Raw genomic sequence first — 16172 nt, 5'->3', positions numbered from 1 at the left:
TAGATGGTCGATACCAAAATATGAAACGCATTAACCAGACAGGTGCGCATACACAATGAAAGTCACCCATACCGAAACCACGTTCACCATGACCGGCAGGTATTGGTCAGGCACATATCCCATCAGCGAGCTTCCCAAATGGTTCAGCTTCTATCAACGGCTTCGCGCTGATTTCCCAAAATCAGGAACGGCATATGATGAATGTATTGAGGAACTGGAACAGTTGACACAACAGTTGCGCACCGGAAATACAGCTTCCTGACGGTGACACACATGAACATGGCAGATTGCATGACAAAGTTTTGGTATGCTCTCGCCTATTTTTCTATATCGGTAATATTCCTTGTTGTCGTTTGGGGTCTGAGCAACCCTGCTCAACCTGTATCAAACCTTTAGGGTTGGTAGCTCGCTGATCCTCGTGGTGTAACGCGGCGAACGGTGATCCGCTTTTGTCGCCCAGGATCGGTCAACACCTTCCCGCGCCAGCACCATCGTCTTCTTGCCAAAACGGTCATTGATCGCATCGAGCGCGTCCGTCAGGCGCGCGTCGCGTGGCCTTTCCGGTGGAAAAAGCATGGCAGGCTGGTCGCCTTCGGGCAGCAAGTCATCAAGGATGATCCCGGCCTTGGTGTAGCCATAGCCGTTTCCTGAAGGATCGCCCTTCCAGCCCCCCCGCGCAGCTGAGACAGCGGCATCTACCAGGTCGAACGTATGGTTTGACATGGGCCGCAACCGCACGCTGCGGGACGCAGAGTGTTGTGGGCGGTCGGACTTGTGCGGGTTCGTGTGAAAAAAAACGGTCAGCGCCCCTGCAACCAGCTCGTGCTGGCGCAGCTTCTCGGCCGCCCTTGTGGCATGCGCGGTGATGGCCTGGGCCAGCGTGTCGAAACTGGTCATGGGCGTGCCCGCAGAGCGGGTGACGGCCATACCCTTGCGCTGTGGGGGCACGTCCTCAAAATCAATGCACGACAGCCCGCGCAGCTCGGCCACTAGGCGTTCAAGGACAACCGTGCCGATCTTGCGGCCAAGGGCCAGAGGCAGATCCCGCAAGTCGGCGGCAGACTTGATCCCCTGAGCCTTCAGTTTGGCCTCGGTCGCGGACCCGACGCCCCAAATTTCTCCGACAGGAATGCGACGCATTACATAGTCCCGCACGTCCTCGTTCATGAGATTGCAGACCCCGGAAAAGATCGGGTTCTTCTTGGCGGCGTAATTCGCCAGCTTGGCAAGCGTCTTGGTGGGCGCGATGCCGACACATGTTGGGATGCCTGTTTCGGTTTTGACTGCATCCCGCATTTGGGCCGCATGGGTTTCCATGCGATCTTTGAACCCGCTCAATTGGACGAATGATTCATCAATTGAATAATTCTCAATGCGCGGGGAATAGTTTTGCAAGACTGCTGAGACGCGTCTCGAAAAATCTCCATTTATGTGGAATAGAAGTCAATCCCCGCCAGTCTGTCGCGGCAGTACGCTGAACCTTTTATTTTGCCGCTTCCATGGTCCGGGGATCGGCAGCGGATTTGTGTGGGAAGCGTGGACAATGGGGCGTAAATCATCGAAGTTTCCAGTGAACTTGCTGATTATGTTTACCGCTTTTGTAAGTAGGACATCACCATGAGCATTCGCGTCGGCATTGTCGGCATCAGCGGTTTTGGCGGCGGTGAAGCGCTGCGCCTGATCGCAAGCCACCCGTCGTTCGAGCTGGTCTATGCCGCAGGCGAGGGTAGCGCCGGCAGTCGGTTGATTGATCGCTTTCCTAGCGTGCCCGACAAGCTGGCCGACCTGGTGATCGAGAAGTGGGACCCTGCTGCGCTGCCGAAGCTAGACGTGCTCTTCGCCTCGCTGCCTACGGGCACATCGGCCGAAGCACTGGCGCGCGTTCCGGATGGGGTGAAGATCGTTGATATTGGGGGCGACCACCGCTACGCCGAGGGATGGGCATACGGATTGGCCGACGTCTGGCCTGCACAGCTCGAAGGTCAGAGCCGCGTCGCCAACCCCGGCTGTTTTCCTGCAGCTACGCTGAATGCGCTGGCTCCACTGCTCGTAAACAAGCTGATCGCGCCCAGCAACATCATCATCGACGCCAAGACCGGCATTTCTGGCGCAGGTCGGGGCGGTGGTGACAGCAAGTTCGGATACGCAGAGAGCAACGAGAACTTGCAGCCCTATGGTCTGCTCAAGCATGTCCACATGCCCGAAATAGCCAAGACCATCGAACAGCTCAGCGGTGGCGACGCCTCGGGGCTGGTCTTCACGCCGCATCTGGTGCCGATGACCCGTGGCGTGCTGGTCACTATCTACTGTCGAGGAGCCGCGACCACCGATCAGTGCCTAGACGCGGCAAGGCGCTACTATGTCGACCGTGCCTTTGTGCGGGTGACCGATAAGCCGCCGCAAACAAAATGGGCTTCGGGCTCGAACCTTTCATTCGTCAGCTATGCAGCTGATCCAGAGCGAAACCTAGTGATCGCGATGGGTGTGGTGGATAATCTCGGCAAAGGTGCAGCCGGTCATGCGGTGCAAAACGCGAACCTGATCTGCGGCCTGCCAGAAACCACCGGTCTGGAAGGCGCATCTGTTTGGCCGTGACAGGAGGGCCCCATGACAGAAAACAAATGCGATAGCGCGACACTTCCCAGTGCCGATGCTGAGGGCATTGTGGACGTGTTGAGCTTGGCCGAAAATCTGAAGACCGAGATGCGCCATAGCTGGCTATCGAATGGCCGGCAGGAAAGTGTCGCGGAACATACGTGGATGATGTCAGTGGCGGCCGTCCTGATGGCTCCGCACCTTCAGCATCCTGTTGATCTGGGGCAAACCCTGAAGCTGATCGCGCTTCACGACATAGCAGAGGCCATCACCGGGGATATCCCTTACTTTGAAGAAAGCGCCCGTAAAGACACCAAGCTTGCCGATGAAGCTGAAGCTATGGAAGCAATGCGAGGGATGCTTCCAGCAGCTTCGGGAAGACTGCTCATAGAGCTATGGCGCGAATACGAGGACTGTGAGACCCCCGAGGCGAAGTTTGCACGCGCCCTCGACAAACTTGAGGTGCAGCACCAACACAATCTTGCGGATTTACAGACCTGGACCGAGCAAGAGTTGGGTCTCGTCTACACAAAGATGGACCGCGAATGCGCCCATGACACGGCATTGATGACCTTGCTTGCTGTCATCAGATCCAAGGCAGAGAAGAAGATGCGGCAAGGTGGAATTGACCCAATCGAAATCAAAGCACGCGCGCTCTGACCGGCGGCTCTGTTCCGTATCATCCTCTGACAATGGACCTGTTGTATGATCAGCTATATCACCGTCGGTGCCGATGACATCCCGCGCGCAAAGCGATTTTACTCTGCATTCCTGCCTGCCCTCGGCTACGAACTGGTAGAAGGCCCGGAAGGTCTAAGCTACGAATTCCCCGAGCTTCCTGATGAGCCTGCCGTCTTGCCAGCATTTTACGTCAAACCCCCATTTGACGGACGTCCGGCATCGGTTGGCAATGGCGCGATGGTCGCATTCCAGACACGAAGCCAGCAAGAAGTCCGTGAACTTCATTCGGCAGCGCTCGCTGCCAACGGCAGGGACGAAGGCCAACCTGGCTTCCGCGATGGGTATGGCCCTCATTTCTACGTTGGCTACCTCCGGGACCCTCAGGGAAACAAGATTGCGCTTTATTCCAACAATCCAGATGAGCCCGGACGCGACGGTTAGGCCGCCCTTTTGCACAAGTCGTTGAGAGCCCTCTTCGTCCATGTCCCGCAAAGCGGCAAACGACGCGGCGCAGGGTCATCGACTTGAAGAGCCCATAGCCGCCCGTCAGTGCCGAAGTAACTATCAGCGACGGGGTTAATCTACCGTAACCGGGGGCTAGGCGTATCAGTCAATATGCTGGTTCGACTCCTCGAATTCCGCTTGGGTTTTGCGTGGGTGATCGCCCTCCAAGCGAACTGAAGCCATGGCCTTGTCTGTGTAAATCTCAGAACGGAGCGGCCAGTCATGAGCTGCATCAAACAACCCAGGCATCAGCTCGTATTCTGCTGCCTGATCATCGGTATTTCGCATCCAGAGATGCGTTCCGCACGTGCCGCAAAACGCACGCTCAGCAAACGAAGTGGACTGAAAACGCCTGACGGGGCCTTCCACCGTAACCGCTTCGGCAGCGGCCGTGAAAGCAAGGAATACCCCGCCGGACCATCTTTGGCACATACGGCAGTGACATGCACCTGGCTGTGCGTCGTGCTGACCGTCAACGCTCACTACGACTTCGCCACAAAGGCAATGCCCTGCAAACTTCCTAGAGCTATTCATCTGCACTCCCCATCCTTAGGTTTGCACCAGAAAGACAGAGAACATGGTGCGTATAGCAGTCCAAGTGTTGGCTGGCGACTTTGTTCCGAGAAGCTTCTAATAGGTGCGCCCGGCGACGTCTGAATAGAGCCCTTGGCCATCATTGCGACTAGAAGAAGTGGCGTTTACGCTTTACTCTAAGCAAGGAGGTTCCCCCCGATGAACGCTCAACGAAAACAGCACTATGCAGCCTGTCATTGCGGCTCTGTGCAGTTCAGGATCCGACTGACGGACGAGTTCAACACGATCCGGCGGTGTTCATGCTCTTACTGTCGAATGCGGGGGGCCATTGCCGTCTCGGCACAGCTGTCGGATATAGAATTTGTCGCTGGCGAAGATAATCTCACCCTTTATCGATTCAATACAGAAACGGCGAAGCATTACTTTTGTAAGACCTGTGGGATCTATACTCACCATCAGCGCCGCTCAAACCCAAGCCAGTTTGGTGTCAACGTCGCTTGCATTGATAACATCAGCCCATTTGATTTTCCTGAAGTTGTGGTGATGGACGGCGTTTCTCACCCCGCGGATTCTAATAATGGTCCCAAAGTTTCAGGAATTTTGCGATTCAGTCCTTCTGAATAAGTGCAAGCGGCGAGCGTCCGCTCCGTCCCGCATAGCGGACGCCACCGAGCTGCGGCGACAGCTACCTGAAGAGCCCTGAGCGGTCATTGGGCCTCGGCGATCTAGGAGGCTATGCGGTCGCGTTCTCACCAATCGCGTTGTCATAGCCTATGATCGCGCTCGCAGGTGGATAGATGCAGGATTAGTAGGGGTGTTCTTTACCTTTGCGGGGGTCAAATTGCTTACAAGCCGAACCTGATATGGTGAGGAACCATAAAAATCTGCGACGATCGGCATCATCTGGAAGATTGGGACATTTTGTGCTCCCTGTCCTCTTTGGCAGGGCTACGCCGCTTACGACATGTACTCATTTTCACGACATGGACTGATTTCCTGCGGCAGCAGTTATTTTTCGGAGAGACTGAGGATGGTGTTCTATGCGTTCTATTTCGCGCTTTATGCGCAGATCGCTATCGGGATCACCTTCATGCCCCTCTGGCTGAAGGATCAGGGGCTCAGCGAGGCGACCATCGGAACCTGTCTGGCGGCGGCGGCAACTATCGCCGTGGTCGTCAACCCATTGGTCGGCACAGTCGCGGACCGCACGCATCGGAATAAGGCGATATTGATCGGCCTTATCGTCTGCGCGACATTAGCGACGCTTGCGTTGACGGCAATTAGCGGGGCGGTTCTGGTCGCCTTACTCTTTCTCACCTATCGGTCGTTCATCTCGCCGCTGGTGCCGCTGGCTGAATCCATTCTGATTGCAAATCTGACCGCTTACCGGCTGGATTTCGGGCAGGTTCGCGCTTGGGGTTCAGCATCCGTTGTCGCAACAACCTTGCTGTGCGGGTTTCTTGTCGACTGGTTTGACACCAGGGCGATCCTCTGGCTGCTTCTTGCGATCCTGCTGGCGCAGATTGTGACATCGAAGGGGCTTCCAGCCCGCGCGCGGGATGCCCAGCCTTTGATAACGACCGCCGCAATCCTGAGCGCCCTGAGCAATCGTGGCTTTCTCATGTTGCTGGGCAGCGCGGCGATTTCCCAGGCATGCCATGGCGTCTTTTACGCCTACAGCACTTTCCGCTGGCTGGAGGCGGGACATTCAACCTCGACCATTGGCATTTTCTGGAGCATCGGCGTGGGGGTGGAAATCGTTGCCTTCGTGTTCGGCGGACGCATTACGGCCCGGCTTACGTCAAGAAAGATCATAGTCATCGCGTGCATCGCGGGCATCCTGCGATGGGGCATTTTTGGCCTGTCGGCCGAGCTTGCGCCGACCCTTGTCGTTCAGATCCTGCAAGGCGCCACGCTTGGTCTGACCCAGATCGGCGTTGCCTCATATATCCGGCAGAACATCGCGCCCGCGTTTCTTTCAAGTGCAACGGGCGTCTACTGGGCCTCGACGGGGCTTATCACGGCGCTGGCCATTCTGATAAGCGCGCGGCTCTATCCGATCAGCAGCAGCTATGTCTTTCTTTTCACAGCGATGCTTTGCGCCGTTGGAACTGTGGTTGCTGCTCTGATGATGGAGAAAAGCAATCGCGGCAACGATGGTGGGGCTTCGCTGCCATAGTGGACTACGCAATCAGTGCGGGTTAGAGATCGGCACCAAACAGACCTGCCCCGCGACCTGCTAATGATGTGCCAAGATCCCCGAATGACCTACTCCCGGCGAGGACTACTACTTTAAATTGAGGCGAGCGGCCGCTTGGTCCCGCATAGCTGACGCACGGCGGCGATGGGCAAGCGTCTGCTATGCGGGACCAAGCAGACGTATGCTAAGTCGAAATTCTTCAGAGCATTAGTAGAAGATCACAACTGCTCTTCGATCTTTCTTGCTAGATCAGACAGGTCAGCCGCTACGAAATCCCAGTCCCCATCAGGGACAAGATTGGTTTTTTGCCCTGGGCCATGCTCATTTGCTCGGGGAAAGAACGCGGTTCGAAGACCCGCCTGGCTTGCAGCTGCTAGATCACCGTTGTGCGCTGCAACCATCACAACACGCTCCGGGGGCAGGGCAAGTGCTTTCGCAGCAGCGAGGTATACAGACGGGCTAGGTTTATAATCCCGTGCCAGTTCTGCACCGCAGATTGCATCCCACCTGAAGTCTGCGTACCGGGCCATCCGAACTGACATCGCGATCGAGGCATTCGAGCAAGGCGCAAGAAAACCTAGCGGTTGAAGACGTGCCATCCCCGCGCAGACGTCCGGCCATGGCGGCAGACGCTCCCACGCCGAACTAAGATCTTTCCGCGCTTGGTGATCGAAAGCATCGGCAATGCCGAACACTTGGAGTGTTTCATCCAGGTTTTCACGATGGAGTTCTTCAAGCCGAACATAACCACGACTGCCTGAGCGAACCCTGTCCATCGCTGGTCCATACAAAGCGCGCCAGTAATCAGAGAACGCTAATGGATCGATACTCAGGCTACGCATTTCGAAAGCATGTTTGAGCTGTGTGGCTACCCCTGTGCGCCAGTCTAGAAGCGTCCCAAAGACATCAAAGATGAAGGCTTGGTTCATTATGCGGCCACCTTTCCGACGGCTGCCACAGTACAAACGTAGGCAAGGTCTGCAATGGGCTCTTCGTGTCGGTGCATGAGTGCTGCCCTTCCGTCTACTTCGCGTAATGATCCTTTTAGCCGACAGAACGAACTTTAATCCTATTAGAACTCGCGCCCTACTCCGCCTGCGGTCGGCCGACAGGAAACATATCCTCACCATAATAGTGTAATTTGACGTGATGGCGGCGGCAGAGCCACCGCACGCTCAATGGTTCATCATACCGGTCGTGATGAGCATCGACCTTTGCAGCCCCGCATACCTCGCAGACCTGTTTTACTAGGGCACCCGAGGTAACCGCCCGCTGAACAGCAAGGTGAGCCTGATACTTTGGCGGATTGGTACGCCGCCAGTTGGTTTGACGGGTCTCGCTTTTGAGCGATGGTGCGCGTGGGGGCTTTGGCTCATCCGCCATTAAGCCGCCGCCTGCCGGTCTAGGGTGCGATACACAGTCGGCCGTGAGATCGAAAATACCTCAGCCAGATCGGTGATGGAATACTTACCAGTGTCATACATGCGCCGCAGCTCCTGATGCTGTCGTTCTGACAACTTCGGCTTCTTGCCGCGCAGCTTGCCCTTGGCGCGGGCCACTGCCATGCCTTCTCGGGTCCGCATACGGATCAGGTCTGCCTCAAACTCAGCGAAGGTCGCCAGGATATTAAAGAACAGCTTGCCCATGGGGTCTGCTGGATCATGGATGGAAGCACCAAGTTGAAGCTTGATCCCGCGTGCAGCGAGGCCGTCGGCAATGTCGCGAGCATCAGGGACGGAACGCGCCAGCCGGTCCAGCTTCGGCACAATCAGTGTATCGCCCTCGCGCAAGGCTGAAAGCGCTTGATCAAGGCCAGGGCGGGCACGGTTCGTTCCGGTAAAGCCGTAGTCAGTGTAGATACGATCGGCAGTGACCCCCAGGCTGGCAAGGATGCCTTTCTGAGCAGCGAGATCCTGTTTGTCCGTGGAGCAGCGGGCGTAGCCAATCAAAATCTGTGTCATGCCATTAATTGTAACGATAGACGCCCCTTCATTGCAAAAGAAATCGGACTAGTCATCTGAGACTTTTTGCAGCCAGCAAATGTTGAGCCGTTCTGAGTTCTTCAAGGCCATAGATGGCCATCCGGTTAAGGATCCTCTTACGGACATCGATGATACAGGGGCCTGTCCGATCCTTTTGCAGCCGCTCGCTTACGTAAAGCTGGCCACCTTGCTAAACGTCTTTTATCTGCGGGCTTTCAGACTGGCTAATTTGTGTTGGTGTACGCCCATCCGGGGTAGCCACTCCGCTTAGCTTATCGATGAACGAGGCAATTTTTTCGGCGTCACCTTGTACGATCAAGCGCTCATCAGCGCTCAGGGGCACCTCTTCAAGATACCGCCGAATTGAGGCCTGACTTTCCAAGGCATGCGCCCGAGCACTGGTCTTTGGCACATTGAAATCACATCCAGCGCAGGCCATCCGATGCGGGCATGCGCTCCAGAACGGATTTGAGCAGTACGAGTCGCCTAAGTCATAGAATGCGTAAGGCTCGTCTGATTTACGCGCGATGGCATCGTGGTCGACAAGCACTGCCACCATATGTGCCATGTGATCAGCCTGCGCGAACGACGCTGCCAGGCGGGTTGGTCGAATGCGGATGTAGTGCATCGTCGACTTGGGAGATGTGTGCCCTGACCACTCCATGAGCTCTATCAGGGACATGCCCTTGGTGACGCTGGCAAGCGCTGTCACCGCCGATGCCCGGCCGCGGTGGCTGGTGATCGCTCCCATGCTATCATTTGCAGGCAGCCCCGCCTTGGCGCACAGGATCGGGATGATCGTCATGTTCATCAAAGCCGTGCCCACCCGCCGGCCGCGATACTGGAACAGGAACTCGACGCGCTCGCCGGTCCGTTCATCAATTAATGGGGCCTGATGAGGCGGCCGCTGTGCCGCCCAGGCATCGATCCTCTCCTTCACAACGCCGGCAACGGGTTTCACATAGGCACGGAAAGTCTTGCTCGCAGGGACATCCAGATAGCACAACGTGCCCGCTGTCACGACGCTGCCGTCCTCGTTGACGATGTCCTCGGACTGTGCCTTGGCACATCCCATTGGGAGCCGAAAAATCTCATTCTGCCGCAAGCCACAATGCGTCCAGATCACAGCCAGCGCCTGTATCAAAGCCAGTGGGTACCACCGATCAGATAGAAGATCCTCCTGTTCGATATTAAGGCTGGCCCAGATCAGCCTTAGCCACATGGCATCGTCGATGACCCGCGGCTTGACGCCGCTGTTGAAAGTCACTGCCCTCGGTGTCGCGAGATGATAGCGGGGGCTGAAGCGCAGGGATGCCCACCCCCAGAGCTCGATATCGATGAAAAAGCGCCTCATAGCGTGGAGGAATGTTCGCTTTGAATTGGCTGCGATCTGCGCCCCACGTCTCTTGGTCTCGCGCAACGGCGCAGACTTAAGCCGCCATTCACCAACGGTCATGCGGTCCACCGCAGCGAGAAACGCCGCGCATGTCGGTTTGTCCCAGTCCGCAGGGGACTTGACCTGCGGATGTTCTTTGGCCAGCCAAAGCCCGATGCGTAGGATCAGGCTGTAGTTGCTTTCGCGGGTTTGCGGCCGAAGAGTCGATGTCTCACGCCAGCGGGCGCACCACTGAGCCCATTCGGTCGATACCCCATCGGTGCTTTTGTCCCTCCATCCAACATAATTGCGCATCCGCAAGGGCGTTTCGATGATACCCATGGCAGCCAGGCCATTCGACACCTTGCCAATAGATCGTGCGATGCTGTCATTGCGACTGGCTTGACCCTTCTGCAACAACTCGACCGTGAAGGTTTCGAGCCGGGGATCCCCATTTTCGAGCATGAGGTGGCCGAGGACACTTGTCAGGACAATCTCAAGATGCTGCCCACTGTAGCCTAGAGAACTCAGAGCCGTCATAAGCCGCCCATGTTCCCGCCAGAAAATGTCAGACCCATAGATCGCTCGAGCATAAAGACCGAGATTTCTACGTTTTGTGAGACTCGTAACGTCGCGCAGGCCACCAAGATGATAAGCGATCGCGGTCAGGTACGGACGAGACGTAGATTTCTGATTCTGCAGCGCAAGCCATCTCGCCTTGTCCCACTGCCAATAGGGAGTTTGCGTCGATGCCATCGCGTTCATTATGGCCATGATGCTGTTTTCACGCTTGGCAGCAGAGACGTCCCCCCATTCACCGATCGCTAGCAACGGATCAACAAGGCGGGGGATGGAGAGTTTGAGGTCTTCAACGAATGCCTCATCTCGGCCGCGTAAGGCGATGAGCTCATCCACCGTGAGCTTTCCGGCCAAATTAAGGGACGCCGGGTCGAAGAGCGAGTAGTGCCCGCCAATCAAAGTTTTTGCACGGTCACCCATGGTGTTCACCAAACAACGAAGTAGTTACCCGAGCGTCGATATGCGCAACCGATTGTGCCATGCGCCGCGCCAGGTCAGCTCCGGCTATATGTAGATAGACCATAGTCGTCTTTGGATCCGCATGCCCGGCGTAAGCTGAGAGCTCGTGAAGATGCCATCCTGCCCTGGCGAGGTGTGTGAGGCGCAGATGTCGGAGAGTGTGCGTGCTAAAACTATCCACTTTGGCGTCCGCGGCCCACCGCGCGACGATCTTGCTCCACGACCATATCGACAGCTGTGCGCCACGATTTCGATCTGATTGCGAACGAAACATGGGGCCAGCCTGTCCGCCGCTCCTCACGAGAGTATTGAGATGACTGATAAGAGTTGGAGCGACCTCCGGGCTATAGGACACCACGCGCGCCCGTTTACTTTTAGTGGTCTCGGCACGCAGCGACACTAACCTGTGCGCGAAATCAAGATCGCTGACACGCAGCGAGACCAGTTCCTCGCGCCGCAATGCCCCATAATATCCGAGGGCCAGCATCAACCTGTTGCGCACCGTATCGTGGGCGGCGACCATGAGAACGCGCTCCCAGTCTGGATCAGAGGGCACGTGAGGGAGCTTGACCAGGCGAGGGACCAGTCCACGGCTGAAGCCTGAGTGCCCAGGGATATGCCGGGCTAGAGAAATGTGCCCGCGCGGCAAGGGATTGGTCGAACGCAACCCTTCGTAGATCAGGTGATCATACCACAAACGGATGGCACTTAACCGCTGATGCAGTGAGGCATTCGCAATCCGGCCCGTACCCTCCGATAGGGTTCGGACATAAACTGACAAATCCGCAAGTGTCGCCGCCTCGGCGGCGACACTTGCGGCCTCGCAGTGCGCGAGAAAATGGCTGACACCACGAGCATAGGCATCGAGCGTTGCGGGTGCGCGACCGAGGTTCCCGAGCAGCTCCAGCCACTCGGCCAGCAGTGGATATTTCACCAAGGGGATCTGTAGTGACGGCGCATACTGCATGACGTTTCTCCGCCTGCAGAGGGTACCACGCGTGCAGGCATTCCACGTAACTAACTAAAGCGTGTAGTTCGATGACAGCGCCTTGACCCCATGCCGCTTCATCAGATCACGGATCTTGAAAACCGGCTCGCCCATCTTGATCCCAAGGGCCTTGGCTTCGTCGCTCCGGGCGACGGCGCAGCCGTCATTGTTCGACAGGACAATGACGGGGATGCCACGCAACGACACATCAAACACGCGCTCACAGCTGACGTAGAAATTGTTGCAGTCGATCAGCGCAATGGGGCGGTCGGATTGCTCCACCGTGGCTGCCCCTACTCTATGGGCAGGCGGCGGACGACACCGGCGACAACGCCCCATATTTCGGTCGTCTCCGTGACCGGGATTGTGGCATAGCCATCCGCACGGGCACGCGGATCGAGAAACCAGACACCATCGCGTTTGGCGAGCTTCTTGACGGTAATGGCGCCATCGACCACCGCGACGACGATGCGGCCATGACGGCGCTTGCCCGCGCGATCCACGGCGATCAGGTCGCCGTCCAGGATGCCCTCGGCCTCCAGGCTGTCGCCAGACACCCGCCACCAGAAGGTCGCATGCTCATGCCGCACCACCCACTTGATCGGGTCGATCGTATCCTCAAGATCATCCGCGGCCGGTGACGGAAAACCAGCCGGAACCGGCATGGATGCCAAGGGCACATGCCGGTCTACGAGCGTGATCTTGATGGGGCTTAAATGCAGGGTCATGGCTATTAGAACAATACGGGAACACCAGCCATAACCCGAACACCCCCTGCGGCGTCAAGCCGCTAACTGATTTAGGTGAAACGGGTGCCCAAGCTGCGACCAGCTTAGTTGCGAGCCTGTTGCAGGGGGATGCCATCAAGCAAAGCCTGCCCTGCAGCCTTCGGGCTGCCGTCCCCGTTGACGTAGGCATAGAGGGTGGTGGTCGTGATCCCAAGGCGGCGCGCGACCTCTTTGGCAACGGCGTTGCGGTCGGACATGGCTGTCATCGCCATGCTCAGGGTCGTTCTATCCATCTTGCGCGGGCGTCCTCCAAGCCGGCCACGGGCACGGGCAGCGACAATCCCTGCTTGCGTCCGCTCAACGATCAGCTCCCGCTCAAACTCTGCAAATGCGGCGAAGATGCCGAACGCGAGCCTGCCGTTGGCGGTGGTCGTGTCGATCTGCGCGCCCGCACCGGCCAGAACCTTCAAGCCGACGCCCCGCTCTCTCAAGGCTTCGGCGGTGGTGACCAGGTGACGAAGATCGCGGCCAAGCCGATCCAGCTTCCAGATGACCAACGTGTTGCCCGGCTGGAGTGACTTGAGGCAGGCCAGCAGACCAGGACGTGCGTCGAGGCGACCAGAAGCCAGATCCTCATAAATCCGGTCCGGATCGACACCCGCCGCTAGCAGTGCGTCGCGCTGCGGGCTGAGCGTTTGGGTGCCGTCCGATTTCGAGACTCTCATGTAGCCGATAAGCACCGCGCACCCCGCAAGAAAAGACTGCGCATACCCTGCAAGGTGTCATTGATTTTCGCAACGGGTTTTCTTGCGCCTAGGCTCCCCGATCGAGCCGGGCACAAGGATCGCAAGAAAACCGACCGCTTCTCTGGCAGCGCTCTCCACGGGCAGCAAAGACTGACCACACACGAACCTCTAGGTCACTTCCGCAAGCGATAGGTTTGCATTGCGCTTCACCAGACAAGCGGCTGCAAGAATAGCGCTGGTTCTTCTGACATTCTCTTAGCTTCTCTAAACAGTAGCCGAGAGGGCGGCTGCTTAACGAGTAGACGGCCGGCAATCCGTTGAGGACAGATGCTAGAAGCCCTAACCCGCACTTTATTTCTGGCAGCACCACTTGCCATATATTCAGAATATCTGTATATCATGGGTAATACCAACATTTATGGGGCTGTTGCTATGAGAGAGTTTCGTGCTGCTGATCTAACTCGTAACACAGGCGATCTCTTCGAGGCTGCAGCCTTGGCACCGGTCGCGATCACCAAGCATCGCAAACCACGTTTCGTGGTCATGTCGATGCAGCAGTACGAGGCTATGACATCCGATCACGGCTCACAGGTTGCGGTAGACGTGGCAGACATGCCCGATGATCTGGGCACCCTCTTGGACAAGGGCATCGAGGGCCATTTTCATGGCCGATGATTTCCCGAAGGCCGGGCAGGTATTCGGCTATCATTACTTATGGAAATGGCAGGCCACGCGCGGCGAGGCAGAAGGCCGCAAGAAACGCCCGAGCTGTGTTGCAGTTGTGGTCGTCAACGAAGCTGGCAAGCATGTCTTGTTTATTGCCGCTATCACCAGCAAAGAGCCGAGACCAGATCAGGTCGGCATCGCTGTTCCCGAAACAGAGGCCCGGCGCGCCAAGTTGGATGTCTCCATTCCCCTCTGGGTTATGGTGAACGAGCTGAATGCCGATGTGCTGGAATCCTCCTATACATTGGATGAACGTTCGCCACGCGGCGCGTTCAGCCCGGCCTTTACCGACAAAATTGTGCGCGGAGTCCAGTCTGTCCGCCAAGCAGGGGCGCTGCGCCTGACGCGCCGCACATAAACAAGCTAATGGTTTAGCTGGGTTCTGTTGCACAAAGCGGCTGAGGTTCGAGGTTCCCCTTTCCATGGGCCAAGTTCATCCCACGGCTTCAGTGACGGGCATGCCGGGTGCGTTGAAGCCGTTCAAGAATGTCTGTCATCTACCTGAGCGGCATATCGAACAACACCTTCATCGTCAGGCAGGTCTGGATAGTTGCGTCACTATAGTCAGGCCGTCGGCCACATTTGCCAATTGGCTCGGCCTCCACGTTATCTCGGGATCGAACCAGATTGTCAGCGAGCCACGTCGCTTCAGACCTTCGTTACAGATGGGCCAGTTCCTGGTCTTGTAGGGGGTGTGGGTCTGCTCATCTGCCCCATCTACTATGCGGGATTCGCGAAATGAATGCCATGACCGATTTTTTGCAACAGAGCCTACCAGAGCCGCTTTTAACAGGTGTAAAGTCGCACCGGTCTAATTCTTCGCCCTACTCTGCACTTAACAGCTGTTAAGCCGCATTTTTCTTACTTATTAGCGCCATCACCATAGGCCCACACGAGAACTTGCCTGCAGCGGCCTTGGATGTGAGCGCGCGCAAGTAGCCTCCAGGTGATTTTATATCGGAAAACCGCTCGAGCATGGCAACTACGACGATCGACGCCTGTTCGGGGCCCATAAATCGCTGTGCTTCCTCCCAAACAGAGGCGCTAATGCCCATGGCTGGTCGCACACTGCAAGCAGCGTCATAAAGTTGGTGCCAGTGTCGAATATCTCCTTGGTAGAAAGTGGCCAGCGTTGGGCAGCCTGCGATCACCAAATGAAGGGGAATATTTGGCCCTAGTCTTTGGTCGGCTTCCACGATGTCAGCCTCAGACTCATCAGGATAATTTTCAGGTTCGGCGGCCGCGGCCACGGCCCCACCTTTTTCTAAGGCCGGTTCAAAATCAATATATTCTTTATCTGAATTATGATGGTGGCGCTCAGAGTGGGCACCATTGGTGCTCAATTTTTCTGTTTCAGGTCCATCAATTATGTTGCGTGCCTGGTCGAGAAGGACTTGAAGATCCCCGCGATAAGCGAAGAGTTCCTCGAGTGAAAGCTTGCGGCGGAGTGCGCGAGCCGTGACTAGAGAAGTGTTGTGGATCTGATCCCAGAACCCGAGCCCAGGATAGATATCCTTACCAAACACAGCCAAGGCCGCGAGATCGCGCCGCATGAGGCTCACGACCTCTCTCAAGCGACGCACACGTTCCTCTGCCTCTCGCACGGCATCTGCGGCTCGTGCGATCTGCTCTGCTCGGCAGTAAAGTGGTGACAGATCTAAGCCAAAAGCCACGCGTTCATCGCCTCGCCTGCGGGCATAACGCTTCCCGTTTGGGCTGTCATGCCGTATGAGCAAGCCCGCTCCCACCAGACGGGCGAGGTGGCGACGCATTGTAGAGCAGGGCATCCCATTTAGCCGCTCACAGATTGCCTTGTTCGAGGGAAACACGACCATCTGGGCATTCTCACCAAGTGCATCATTCGGAAAGAAGCTGAGAAGACCCTGCAGGACGGTCAAATCGCGTTCGGAGATCCCAAATGTGGCCTGCGCCTTAGACAGCTCGCGGAAGAGTTCCCATTTGTTCACCGGCCTGCCAGAGACAGAACCCTCAGGTCGCTCGACCAGGCGCAAATGGGCGTGCGAGATCGGCCGCATAAACGGCGAAATTGGTGTGTACTCCATGATGTCATTCAC

18 protein-coding genes and 2 pseudogenes are annotated in these 16172 nt (G+C 56.9%); 8 read left to right on the top strand and 12 right to left on the bottom strand.

The genetic code is table 11. The annotated features are described in order from the left end of the window. Window positions 1–55 precede the first annotated feature (55 nt). Window positions 56–262, top strand: a complete 207-nt coding sequence (locus tag EOJ32_RS17050; protein WP_127899581.1) for a hypothetical protein — start codon at window positions 56–58, stop codon at window positions 260–262. Window positions 263–384: 122 nt separating this feature from the next. Here EOJ32_RS17050 and EOJ32_RS17045 read toward each other — a convergent pair whose 3' ends face one another. Next, a complete protein-coding gene (locus EOJ32_RS17045) occupies window positions 385–1431 on the bottom strand; it encodes a Y-family DNA polymerase (protein ID WP_127899580.1) in 1047 nt (348 codons plus the stop codon). A 186-nt stretch (window positions 1432–1617) separates the two neighbouring features. Between EOJ32_RS17045 and argC the strand changes: the two genes are divergently transcribed. Genes argC through EOJ32_RS17030 form a run of 3 tightly spaced genes read left to right on the top strand, consistent with a single transcriptional unit; the run spans window position 1618 to window position 3717 of the window. After that, on the top strand, window positions 1618–2595 hold the full coding sequence (argC, locus tag EOJ32_RS17040; protein ID WP_127899579.1) for an N-acetyl-gamma-glutamyl-phosphate reductase: 978 nt from the start codon (window positions 1618–1620) through the stop codon (window positions 2593–2595). A gap of 12 nt (window positions 2596–2607) precedes the next feature. Continuing rightward, complete coding sequence (locus EOJ32_RS17035; protein WP_127899578.1) at window positions 2608–3255, top strand: HD family hydrolase; 648 nt, start codon at window positions 2608–2610, stop codon at window positions 3253–3255. A gap of 45 nt (window positions 3256–3300) precedes the next feature. Then, window positions 3301–3717, top strand: coding sequence for a VOC family protein (locus EOJ32_RS17030; RefSeq protein ID WP_127899577.1), 417 nt, complete (start codon window positions 3301–3303; stop codon window positions 3715–3717). A gap of 165 nt (window positions 3718–3882) precedes the next feature. On the opposite strand, the gene EOJ32_RS17025 is transcribed toward EOJ32_RS17030, so the two are convergent. Further along, window positions 3883–4212 (bottom strand): GFA family protein, encoded by a 330-nt coding sequence (locus EOJ32_RS17025; RefSeq protein ID WP_240542589.1) that lies wholly within the window; start codon window positions 4210–4212, stop codon window positions 3883–3885. 300 nt (window positions 4213–4512) lie between these two features. On the opposite strand from EOJ32_RS17025, the gene EOJ32_RS17020 reads away from it, so the two are divergent. Together EOJ32_RS17020 and EOJ32_RS17010 are read left to right on the top strand one after the other, a co-directional pair. Beyond that, a complete protein-coding gene (locus EOJ32_RS17020; RefSeq protein ID WP_127899576.1) occupies window positions 4513–4938 on the top strand; it encodes a GFA family protein in 426 nt (141 codons plus the stop codon). 406 nt (window positions 4939–5344) lie between these two features. Then, window positions 5345–6493 carry an MFS transporter gene (locus EOJ32_RS17010; RefSeq protein ID WP_164871488.1) on the top strand — a complete coding sequence of 383 codons (1149 nt, stop codon included), beginning with the start codon at window positions 5345–5347 and terminating at the stop codon, window positions 6491–6493. A gap of 239 nt (window positions 6494–6732) precedes the next feature. Here EOJ32_RS17010 and EOJ32_RS17005 read toward each other — a convergent pair whose 3' ends face one another. The 8 genes and pseudogenes from EOJ32_RS17005 to EOJ32_RS16970 all read right to left on the bottom strand — a co-directional run bounded on the left by EOJ32_RS17005 (window position 6733) and on the right by EOJ32_RS16970 (window position 13365). After that, the gene (locus EOJ32_RS17005; RefSeq protein ID WP_127899574.1) at window positions 6733–7443 is read right to left on the bottom strand and encodes a haloacid dehalogenase type II; all 711 of its coding nucleotides are present in this window, start codon (window positions 7441–7443) and stop codon (window positions 6733–6735) included. A 157-nt stretch (window positions 7444–7600) separates the two neighbouring features. Continuing rightward, window positions 7601–7897 (bottom strand): hypothetical protein, encoded by a 297-nt coding sequence (locus tag EOJ32_RS20455; protein WP_127899573.1) that lies wholly within the window; start codon window positions 7895–7897, stop codon window positions 7601–7603. Next, window positions 7897–8475, bottom strand: a complete 579-nt coding sequence (locus EOJ32_RS16995; RefSeq protein ID WP_127899572.1) for a recombinase family protein — start codon at window positions 8473–8475, stop codon at window positions 7897–7899. The genes EOJ32_RS20455 and EOJ32_RS16995 overlap by 1 nt, the downstream gene beginning before the upstream one ends. Window positions 8476–8686: 211 nt before the next feature. Beyond that, on the bottom strand, window positions 8687–10870 hold the full coding sequence (locus EOJ32_RS16990; RefSeq protein ID WP_240542583.1) for a hypothetical protein: 2184 nt from the start codon (window positions 10868–10870) through the stop codon (window positions 8687–8689). Further along, window positions 10863–11876: a site-specific integrase gene (locus EOJ32_RS16985; protein ID WP_127899571.1), complete on the bottom strand. Its 1014-nt coding sequence runs from the start codon at window positions 11874–11876 to the stop codon at window positions 10863–10865. Before EOJ32_RS16985 ends, EOJ32_RS16990 begins: the two co-directional genes overlap by 8 nt. Window positions 11877–11933: 57 nt before the next feature. Next, window positions 11934–12179, bottom strand: a pseudogene (locus EOJ32_RS16980) (Y-family DNA polymerase); the annotation flags it as partial. Between the two features lie 11 nt (window positions 12180–12190). Beyond that, window positions 12191–12625: a LexA family transcriptional regulator gene (locus EOJ32_RS16975; protein ID WP_127899570.1), complete on the bottom strand. Its 435-nt coding sequence runs from the start codon at window positions 12623–12625 to the stop codon at window positions 12191–12193. A gap of 104 nt (window positions 12626–12729) precedes the next feature. Continuing rightward, entirely contained in the window at window positions 12730–13365 is a 636-nt protein-coding gene (locus tag EOJ32_RS16970) for a recombinase family protein (protein WP_127899569.1), read from the bottom strand. Between the two features lie 333 nt (window positions 13366–13698). Here EOJ32_RS16970 and EOJ32_RS16965 point away from each other — a divergent pair, with 333 nt between their 5' ends. Together EOJ32_RS16965 and EOJ32_RS16960 are read left to right on the top strand one after the other, a co-directional pair. After that, the gene (locus EOJ32_RS16965; RefSeq protein ID WP_240542582.1) at window positions 13699–14046 is read left to right on the top strand and encodes a type II toxin-antitoxin system Phd/YefM family antitoxin; all 348 of its coding nucleotides are present in this window, start codon (window positions 13699–13701) and stop codon (window positions 14044–14046) included. Continuing rightward, window positions 14036–14455, top strand: a complete 420-nt coding sequence (locus tag EOJ32_RS16960) for a hypothetical protein (protein WP_127899568.1) — start codon at window positions 14036–14038, stop codon at window positions 14453–14455. Before EOJ32_RS16965 ends, EOJ32_RS16960 begins: the two co-directional genes overlap by 11 nt. A 142-nt stretch (window positions 14456–14597) precedes the next feature. Here EOJ32_RS16960 and EOJ32_RS16955 read toward each other — a convergent pair. After that, window positions 14598–14821: pseudogene (locus tag EOJ32_RS16955) on the bottom strand (transposase); the annotation flags it as partial. Between the two features lie 121 nt (window positions 14822–14942). After that, window positions 14943–16160 carry a plasmid replication protein RepC gene (repC, locus tag EOJ32_RS16950; RefSeq protein ID WP_127899567.1) on the bottom strand — a complete coding sequence of 406 codons (1218 nt, stop codon included), beginning with the start codon at window positions 16158–16160 and terminating at the stop codon, window positions 14943–14945. Window positions 16161–16172: the final 12 nt, after the last annotated feature.

The organism is Paracoccus sp. Arc7-R13 (genome assembly GCF_004010775.1).
GTDB classification, from domain to species: Bacteria; Pseudomonadota; Alphaproteobacteria; order Rhodobacterales; family Rhodobacteraceae; genus Paracoccus; species Paracoccus marcusii.
This window is presented reverse-complemented; position numbering and strand designations above follow the sequence as displayed.

Excerpts from the sequence above, each read along its gene's own strand:
- EOJ32_RS16985 (WP_127899571.1), bottom strand. The coding sequence starts at position 11,876 with ATGCAGTATGCGCCGTCACTACAGATCCCCTTGGTGAAATATCCACTG.
- EOJ32_RS17020 (WP_127899576.1), top strand. The coding sequence starts at position 4,513 with ATGAACGCTCAACGAAAACAGCACTATGCAGCCTGTCATTGCGGCTCT.
- argC (WP_127899579.1), top strand. The coding sequence starts at position 1,618 with ATGAGCATTCGCGTCGGCATTGTCGGCATCAGCGGTTTTGGCGGCGGT.
- repC (WP_127899567.1), bottom strand. The coding sequence starts at position 16,160 with ATGGAGTACACACCAATTTCGCCGTTTATGCGGCCGATCTCGCACGCC.
- EOJ32_RS17010 (WP_164871488.1), top strand. The coding sequence starts at position 5,345 with ATGGTGTTCTATGCGTTCTATTTCGCGCTTTATGCGCAGATCGCTATC.
- EOJ32_RS17030 (WP_127899577.1), top strand. The coding sequence starts at position 3,301 with ATGATCAGCTATATCACCGTCGGTGCCGATGACATCCCGCGCGCAAAG.
- EOJ32_RS17025 (WP_240542589.1), bottom strand. The coding sequence starts at position 4,212 with ATGTGCCAAAGATGGTCCGGCGGGGTATTCCTTGCTTTCACGGCCGCT.
- EOJ32_RS16990 (WP_240542583.1), bottom strand. The coding sequence starts at position 10,870 with ATGGGTGACCGTGCAAAAACTTTGATTGGCGGGCACTACTCGCTCTTC.
- EOJ32_RS16995 (WP_127899572.1), bottom strand. The coding sequence starts at position 8,475 with ATGACACAGATTTTGATTGGCTACGCCCGCTGCTCCACGGACAAACAG.
- EOJ32_RS16965 (WP_240542582.1), top strand. The coding sequence starts at position 13,699 with ATGCTAGAAGCCCTAACCCGCACTTTATTTCTGGCAGCACCACTTGCC.
- EOJ32_RS20455 (WP_127899573.1), bottom strand. The coding sequence starts at position 7,897 with ATGGCGGATGAGCCAAAGCCCCCACGCGCACCATCGCTCAAAAGCGAG.
- EOJ32_RS17050 (WP_127899581.1), top strand. The coding sequence starts at position 56 with ATGAAAGTCACCCATACCGAAACCACGTTCACCATGACCGGCAGGTAT.
- EOJ32_RS16960 (WP_127899568.1), top strand. The coding sequence starts at position 14,036 with ATGGCCGATGATTTCCCGAAGGCCGGGCAGGTATTCGGCTATCATTAC.
- EOJ32_RS16975 (WP_127899570.1), bottom strand. The coding sequence starts at position 12,625 with ATGACCCTGCATTTAAGCCCCATCAAGATCACGCTCGTAGACCGGCAT.
- EOJ32_RS17035 (WP_127899578.1), top strand. The coding sequence starts at position 2,608 with ATGACAGAAAACAAATGCGATAGCGCGACACTTCCCAGTGCCGATGCT.
- EOJ32_RS17005 (WP_127899574.1), bottom strand. The coding sequence starts at position 7,443 with ATGAACCAAGCCTTCATCTTTGATGTCTTTGGGACGCTTCTAGACTGG.